Source organism: Bacillus pfraonensis, assembly GCF_050768835.1.
Lineage (GTDB): Bacteria > Bacillota > Bacilli > Bacillales > Bacillaceae_G > Bacillus_A > Bacillus_A pfraonensis.
Genome location: NZ_JAHCDO010000064.1, coordinates 1 through 8,066 on the forward strand (window position 1 = coordinate 1; position 8,066 = coordinate 8,066).

The window sequence follows — 8,066 nt, forward strand, 5'->3', positions numbered from 1 at the left end:
ATTTAATACAAGCAATCGAAGAATATATTTACTTTTATAACTATAAACGTTTCCAAAAACGACTCAACCATCGAGCTCCGATAGAATATCGAATCTCGATGGCTGCTTAGTCTTTTTAATACTGTCTACTTGACAGGGATAAGACCAACACTGTACAGGCCTTTTCTCCGTTACTTTTCTACTTCTATAATACGTTTCATCGCCTTCATTTGACCAATATGATCGGCTTCATGGTACAACATCATACCGTAAAGCTCACCTACCGTTTCCAACCCTAAGAATGGCTCTGAAAGTTTCTTTTCAAATGTTTCTTCCGGAATTCCATTAATGCGTTGTGCTTGCTCTTGTAATTGAGACATTAACACTTCTAATAAGGGTCCTTCTGTTTTCCACTCAGATGGTTTTGTCCCATATCCAAACAAACCTGGATATTCACTTGGCAAATACTTAAACTCTTTTCCAAACATAAAAGTCTCTGCTGCAGTTAACACGTGACCAATATGCCAACGAATTGTGTTGTTGAAGCCCTCCGGCTGCTTATCGACAGTTTTATCATCCAACGTCTCCATAAACTTAACTAATGCCCCACGTGTTAATTCAAATTGTTTTAAACTTATTGTCCTATTCACTCTATCGCTTCCTTCCTTATGTACAGTTTATTTAAATTTAACAGAAACAATCACGAAATACATCTAATATGCTTAACGAACTCCGACTCCCATATACGGTAAGACAAACTTGAACATCTGCTATCATCTCAATTTTTAAAGCCATAAAAATTTTCCAGTTTTATATTATAAACAATCATGAAATCTAAACCTCCAACGGTTTGATTTCTTAGAAAAGGAAGTTCTCTTTGAACTACTCATCACTTATCACCCCTTCTATATGTACAGGCTGATTGAAACCAAACTTTTAGTTTATGCCAACTACAATTCATCTCTCATTTCAAAAGGTGAAGGTCGTTGCCCAATAAAAAATGGAAGATGAATTACAAATTTTAGTAAAGTGCTTCATCCATGCTAATTAGAAATTATTTTTCCATCAAACAAATACCACACTTTACCCTCTCACAGTCATTACGACACATTGTATCTAACTAATACATACCCTTTAGTTGTTTTTTCGAGCAAAACATAACATCTAAAAGAATGTTCTTTTGTTTCCGTACCTTTAGTAACTGCTCAAAGTCTGTTGCTAGTTGATGCAAGGCAAATACATTACCCTTTTCCTCTTTCATTTGAATCACATACAAAAATCCTAATGTTTATGTAGTGCTCTTCTTATATGCCCCACTAAAAAGCCTCTCATATGGCAATAGGGGTTCACTTTTGTAACATAACCCCTTTGTCTGTCTTCACTATACGAATACTTCCAAAAGTCCCTTCATTCATCATACCTTTTACTACACTTCTCAGTAGCACTTGTATTTATGAACATAAAAAAAGATTCCCCCAGATTACTGAAGGAGATCTTCTTTTGTATTCATATAATCAGTGTTAGTGTAGTCATGTTGGATTAGCTGTTAGAATTTTTTGCATCATACCTTACTCTCTATTACTGTTGTTTCCAAAACATCGGTATCCTGATGAGCATAAGCAATATTTCGTGTCATCAAACTGACAATCACTAAGACCACAATATTAACAATTAGGGCGATAATCCCTTCATTCAAGTCTTTGATTGCTTGAGGAAGATAAGGAAACATTTGGCCAATTTTTATGTTCCCTAAATCCATTATAGAGACTAACAGCCCCCCAGTTATAATCCCGACAAATGCTCCTTGTTTAGTCACAAAGTTCTTTCTCATCAAACTGGCGAAAAATGCGGGAGCAAGTTGTGTGATAAAATTATAAGGGATACCGCCAGCAAATCGGAAAAAACCCACGTTAAGCAAATTTCGACAAAGAAAAGACCGATTTTGACCACGTTAAAGCTAAATCGGCTGTTTCATTTCAAACTTAGTTGTGTGGAATTTATTCATGCAAAATGTTCCTACTCTTATATTAGAGACAAACGAATTCCACTTAATACGTTCGTGTTTATAACACTCTTTTATTGTAGGTCTACTTACCAGTTTAACAAACGCTTCATTTTCTGTTCTGTTTCTCCCTCTTGGCGAGGTTGGTAAATGGTTAATTTTAGTTCAGGTGCATCGTACACCTGAAGAGTAATATGATCCATAATCATTTCTCCAACTAAAGGATGCAGAAGTGTTTTTTTGCCACAAGGAGTACCTAGAACTTCATGCTTGGGCCACCAATTACGAAACTCAGGGCTCTTATTGGTAAGTTCTTTAATGATATCTTTAAACCACTCATCACCGACAAAACGTGTATATGCTAAACGAAATTGAGCAATCAAGCGTTGCGCATGATCTTCCCAATTAAGAAATAGCTCTCGATACTCTTTAGATGTAAAGCAACGCCAGACTGCATTGCGATTTCGATCATCCATTTTATTAAAGTCACCAAAAACCACAGTAGCAGCTTTATTCCAGCTTACTATGTTCAATTTTTCATCGGTTACATAGGTAGGACAGTATTCTAATTGACTCAATAAATTTTTCAAGACGCTATTTACACTTTCAACGAGAGGTCTTCCCACCTTAGATAGCAATGGCTGATTTGCTAATAAAAATAGATGCTCTTTTTCCTCTTCATTTAACCTGAATACACGCGAAATAGCCTCCAATACGTCTGAAGATACTTGTATATCACGCCCTTGCTCTAACCATGTATACCAAGTTATTCCTATCCCTGCCAGCTGAGCTACTTCTTCTCGGCGCAGTCCTTCTGTTTTTCTACGTGGCCCAATAGGTAAACCAAAATCTTGAGGAGATAACCGTGCTCGTCGTGTTTTTAAGAAATCCCCTAGTTCTTTCCTTCTTTCTTTATCACTTAACATTTAACCTCTCCCCTTTATAAGTAGTAGTTTTAATAATAGTATAAACACACTCCTATTCCCATTATAAACCTTCATCTATTCTAATAAATGAAGGAGGTGAGTTTAATGATTTTCAAAAATAGGGCTGAGGCTTTTCCTATACTTACGAAAGGATTAGTTCTCCTAATGGCTGCAGCATGTGGTTTTACAGTAGCTAATGTCTATTTAAATCAAACGCTCTTAGTCAGTATGGCAAATACTTTTCACGTTTCTGAAACCAATATAGGAATTGTAGCAACTTTAACTCAAGTGGGATATGCTTTGGGAAATCTTTTATTGGTACCATTAGGTGACATTTTTGAACGAAGAAAATTGATCCTAAGTTTATTATCTATTGTATGTATTATTTTAGCTGCAACTGCTTTATCAATGAATGTAACGTGGCTGATTGCAGCAAACTTAATTCTTGGATTTGTTACCATAGTCCCTCAAATTATTGTTCCTCTTGCTGCTAATTTAGCTTCAGAAGATAACAGAGGAAAAGTGTTAGGGAATGTTGCCATTGGCTTAGTGTGTGGGATTTTAGGTGCTCGATTTATCAGTGGTTTTGTAGATTCACATTTTGGATGGAGATCTATGTATTGGGCTTCTTTTGCTGGCACAATTATAATGATCATTTTAATTGCAATGTATCTTCCAAAAAGCAAAGGAAATCATGCAATACAGTATAAAAAATTACTTGCATCTTTAGGCCTGTTATTTAAAAAGGAAAAAGTGTTGCAAAAAGCTTGCCTTAGTCAAGGAATGATGTTTGGTTCCTTTAGTGCCTTCTGGACAACACTTGTTTTTTTATTAAATACTTCTCCGTATTCTTATGGGAGTACCGTGGCAGGGTTAATAGGTTTAGTGGGAATAGCTGGAGCCTTTGCAACTCCTATTATTGGCCGGGTGATTGATAAAAAAGGACCAAAATTTGCTAATACTTTATGTATGTTTATTTCTTTAATCGCTTTTCTAATCTTAATATTCTTAGGATATTGGTTACCAGGATTAATTCTTGGTGCACTATTAGTAACAGTTGGTACGCAAGCAAATCAAGTTGCTTGTCAAGCTACTATCTTTCAACTATCTCCTGAAAAGAGAAGCAGATTAAATGGATTATACATGGTATCTACATTCTTAGGTGGATCTTTAGGATCATATTTAGGTGTACTTGCTTGGAGCAAATGGCATTGGTATGGAGTATGTACAGTTGGGATACTCATGATAGGTATTGCTTTTAGTTCCTTATTTAGCTTGCCTAAACAAAAAAGAACAGTAAAAAATAGAGAATTCGAGAAAGGAAGTCATGTCTAATGTCTGCAAATACAGAAAACTATAAAAGAGGATTGGAAGTATTATCAAAAATAGATCCGGAAAACTATCAAAATATCGTGAATAATTTTAAAAATTCAGTAGCACCTGACTTAGGAACTTTGGCTGTGGAATTTAATTATGGTCAAATTTTTTCTAGACCAGGATTAGATTTAAAATCTCGCCTTCTTGCAACAGTTGCTGGTCTAACTGCTTTAGGAAATACGGAACAATTAAAGTTTTATATTAACGGAGCTTTAAATGTTGGATGGACCGAAGAAGAAATTGTGGAAGCTATGATGCAAATGTTAATTTATGCAGGCTTTCCTGTCGCATTAAATACCATTTTAACAATAGCTACCGAAGTATTTTCTAAAAGACGAAATCAGCTGTCAGCCAATTAATGGAGGGAGAGTGAAAAATGATTATTGATAGTCATGCCCACGTAGTTCTACCTATAGAAAAACAAATTGAAATGATGGATTCAAGTGGGATAGATAAAACTATTTTATTCTCTACGCTTGTTCATCCAGAAAAAAGTGAAAGCTACGATGAATTTATTCAGGAAATGGATGTACTGAATCAAATTTTAAATAACGAGATAAATCCCCTAGAAGCACGATTAAAAGCTCTAGAAGAATTAAGGGATGCTATCGCAAAATATCCTGACCGTTTTACTGGATTTGGATCAGTTCCCCTTTTAAGTTCCTCTGGAGAACTGCATGATTGGATTGAGAAGATTGTAAAAGATTATAAAATGAAGGGACTTGGAGAATTTACCCTTGGTTCAGGCCAAATTAAAATGCTTGAACCTGTATTCCAGGCAGCTAGTGATTATAATTCCTTTCCGATTTGGGTGCATACATTCCATCCACTCAATTTAAATGATATTCAGGAATTGTTCGTTTTAACTCGTAAATATCCCAATGTACCTGTAATCTATGGCCATTTGGGAGGAATTCATTGGCTGCAAGTTATTGCATTAACAAAAGAGACAAAGAACGCCTACCTAGATATCTCTGCATTTTATACAACCTATGCATTATCTTTGGCTATAAAAGAACTCCCAGAGAAAACTTTATTTAGCTCTGATTTTCCTTATGGTGATCCATTCTTAAATAAGTTGGCAGTTGAACGTCATGCTTCAAGTGAAGAAGTCGTACAACGAGTACTAGGTGGGAATATTGCTAACCTTTTAAATATTTAACTTATGTTTTCATTCATTATGTCGACTTAAGGCATAAAGACAACCCTAGTTTCTGTAAAATGACAATAAAGCTATTTCATTTTAAAAGCTCAAACAAGCATAACCCCGTTCTAAATTTAGGACGGGGTTAAAAATATAGTTGTTTAATTTTTGATGTAAGATACTTCACTACACTAAAAAATATAACAATAAAGTCGTTTAAAAATCTAAGTTTTATTATAGTGATAGGTAAGCTTTTGAAGTTATCGCCAGCTTTTCCCCCACTTCACACCGTACAGGCGAGTTTCCCAGCATACGGCGTTCCAACTAATCCAACTCATTCAGTATTTTTATGTATATGCAAAGATGAAATGTAGAATCAGATAGCTTCGTTCAGACATTGCTTGCGCAATTTATTAACTTCTATAAGTTGCTTTTCATTTAACTTGAGTGAGTTTAAAAGCACTTGTATTTTCTCTTGATCTCTCAAATGTATGAGAAGATGAACAGATTTGTGCAATATCATTAAGTTTCTGTATGAATCATCTTTTGTGAGATAGTACGGTGTCTTATGATGACAATGCCAATCATTCAGTCCTAATTCAATTCCTGTAACACCACATCTCCCGTATTGTGCGATAAATCGGCTAATCCGGTTATCGTTGTATTCGATGGAACGGCTTGGTATGAATTGTTTCATCACATGAGCAAGCGTTTGTTTATTAATCGCTCGCAAGTTTTGATGGATCTTATTTCTACCTTCGGTAGTATAGTTACAAATAGTTTGAGAGAAGTTAAGATTCACCTTATAGCGCTGGGCATGGATTGGGACAAGAACCATTTCTTTTATTTTATAAAGCTTACATTCGTATCCCTTATACCGTTTCTGTAAGGATTTTGTAAAGTCCTGAAACGTAGCTTCTTTTTTCAATTCTTTTAAACGATTGTATAATGTTTTATGAAGACGATAGCTCAGCTCACATAAGTCTATTGTGATGTGCGACGCTGCAGAATAATAATTCTGTATACCCATTATGACCAGATTAAATCGCCAAACGTTTTCAACTGTTTGGTGTTTCTGTATTGCCTTTATAGCTTGTTTTATCTTTGTCTGCGCGTTTTCAAGTGCCTTTTTTGTCATATGTGAACGGGCCACATAAAGTGTTCTTTTATTTGTCTTTTTCCGATGTGCTTTAATGCGAAAACCTAAAAACTCTGAAGAGTTTTTCTTTAGGTTAACTACTTTCGATTTTTCCTTACTAATTTCAAGCTTAAGCCTTGTTTGAAGGAAATCCTTTACTGCATAATGCATTTTAATCGCTTGTGAACAGGTGCGGCAAAGGATTTTAAAATCGTCTGCATATCTCACGATATAGCAATGTTTTAAATTCGATTGTTTCAATGCATTATATCTGCCAATCTGTGATTTATATAGCTTTTGAGTTTCAAAACTTTCCCATTAATTACTAACCCACCAATCTAGTTCATTTAATACAATGTTAGATAAAAGGGGTGATAAAATCCCCCCCTGGGGTGTACCTTTCGTTGGGAAGCCTTCCCCAATTATTTCGGCTTTTAAAAGACGTGAAATAATGGAAAGCAATGCCTTATCACGAATGCCAAGTGACCACATTTGTTTTAATAGTTTGGCATGATCCACAGTGTCGAAGAATCCTTTGATGTCAACATCTACACAATGGTATAAGCATGCACGATTGATGAGCGTTTCAAACCTAGCTTTCGCATGATGTGTACTGCGGTTTGGTCTAAAACCATAGCTATGTTTATAGAACTTTGCTTCACAAATCGGCTCAAGCACTTGCAAGATACACTGTTGGAATAATCTATCCCAAATAGTCGGAATCCCTAAGGGACGCGCTTTTCCATTTGTCTTAGGAATGAAGACTCTCCGAACGGCTTGGGGTGTGTAGTTTTCAAACATTCGTTGTATCGTCGATATGACCTCTGATACGGATAATCGCTTTATATCTTCAATCGTTAATCCATCATATCCAGCCGTTTTACTGCCGGTATTTCGTTTAATATTCCGATAAGCTAATTGAATATTTTCATCGGACTGCATTAAATCGAGTAATCCATAAAAATTTTGACCATTAGCACTTTGAGTGTATAAGGAATCAAAATGATATTGCATATCATAATACTCATTGTGCCTCAGCTTCTTTCGTTTTAACAAGTCGGTGGCTCCTTTGGAGCTGAACCTCTATTAGTCTTACAAGAACCTTATTAATCGTATAAGAACTGTCTTGCATGGTTGAATGAATCTTTAATTAGTCTAGTGGCTATCCCTCCACGTTCATTACACGCTTCAACGGTACTGTGCCACCACTTTCACTGATATAAAGAGAAATTATACAGTCGCTAATCTCACGACTATTTTCCTTTCCAACGCTTCATCGAGAGTAAGCTCTCCACGTTATCAGGTTAGCCGAGAAAGGTACTTATCCACCTTTCCCAAATTCGTTAAGACAAGATCAAAATAATCCTTTGTGCGACACGTTTCCCTATAAGTGTATAAACAAGAAATGGGAGGGTTATCAAACTTGATAACAACAACTGATTGACTGAAAGTAGGAATGAAAGCCGTCAGGTTGAGCTGAAACTATTTATCTAATACTCC

The 8,066-nt window shown here is 35.7% G+C and carries 8 protein-coding genes and 1 pseudogene; 4 read left to right on the forward strand and 5 right to left on the reverse strand.

Translation table 11 applies throughout. The annotated features are described in order from the left end of the window. Positions 1-14: 14 nt before the first annotated feature. Positions 15-110: an IS3 family transposase gene (locus KFD70_RS28165; RefSeq protein ID WP_414645822.1), complete on the forward strand. Its 96-nt coding sequence runs from the start codon at positions 15-17 to the stop codon at positions 108-110. 60 nt (positions 111-170) lie between these two features. Here KFD70_RS28165 and KFD70_RS28170 read toward each other — a convergent pair whose 3' ends face one another. From KFD70_RS28170 to KFD70_RS28185, 4 genes are all read right to left on the reverse strand, one after another. Next, positions 171-629, reverse strand: coding sequence for a DinB family protein (locus tag KFD70_RS28170; RefSeq protein WP_336454530.1), 459 nt, complete (start codon positions 627-629; stop codon positions 171-173). Positions 630-1,099: 470 nt separating this feature from the next. Continuing rightward, positions 1,100-1,249: a hypothetical protein gene (locus tag KFD70_RS28175; RefSeq protein WP_336454529.1), complete on the reverse strand. Its 150-nt coding sequence runs from the start codon at positions 1,247-1,249 to the stop codon at positions 1,100-1,102. Positions 1,250-1,540: 291 nt separating this feature from the next. Then, positions 1,541-1,795: a hypothetical protein gene (locus KFD70_RS28180; RefSeq protein ID WP_336454528.1), complete on the reverse strand. Its 255-nt coding sequence runs from the start codon at positions 1,793-1,795 to the stop codon at positions 1,541-1,543. A gap of 275 nt (positions 1,796-2,070) precedes the next feature. Beyond that, positions 2,071-2,907 (reverse strand): helix-turn-helix transcriptional regulator, encoded by an 837-nt coding sequence (locus KFD70_RS28185; protein ID WP_336454527.1) that lies wholly within the window; start codon positions 2,905-2,907, stop codon positions 2,071-2,073. A gap of 105 nt (positions 2,908-3,012) precedes the next feature. On the opposite strand from KFD70_RS28185, the gene KFD70_RS28190 reads away from it, so the two are divergent. Genes KFD70_RS28190 through KFD70_RS28200 form a run of 3 tightly spaced genes read left to right on the forward strand, consistent with a single transcriptional unit; the run spans position 3,013 to position 5,446 of the window. After that, positions 3,013-4,242: an MFS transporter gene (locus KFD70_RS28190; RefSeq protein WP_336454526.1), complete on the forward strand. Its 1,230-nt coding sequence runs from the start codon at positions 3,013-3,015 to the stop codon at positions 4,240-4,242. Further along, complete coding sequence (locus KFD70_RS28195; protein ID WP_336454525.1) at positions 4,242-4,643, forward strand: carboxymuconolactone decarboxylase family protein; 402 nt, start codon at positions 4,242-4,244, stop codon at positions 4,641-4,643. Before KFD70_RS28190 ends, KFD70_RS28195 begins: the two co-directional genes overlap by 1 nt. Before the next feature lie 17 nt (positions 4,644-4,660). Further along, positions 4,661-5,446: an amidohydrolase family protein gene (locus KFD70_RS28200; RefSeq protein WP_336454524.1), complete on the forward strand. Its 786-nt coding sequence runs from the start codon at positions 4,661-4,663 to the stop codon at positions 5,444-5,446. Positions 5,447-5,804: 358 nt separating this feature from the next. Here KFD70_RS28200 and ltrA read toward each other — a convergent pair. Further along, positions 5,805-7,622, reverse strand: a pseudogene (ltrA, locus tag KFD70_RS28205) (group II intron reverse transcriptase/maturase). Between the last annotated feature and the right edge of the window lie 444 nt (positions 7,623-8,066).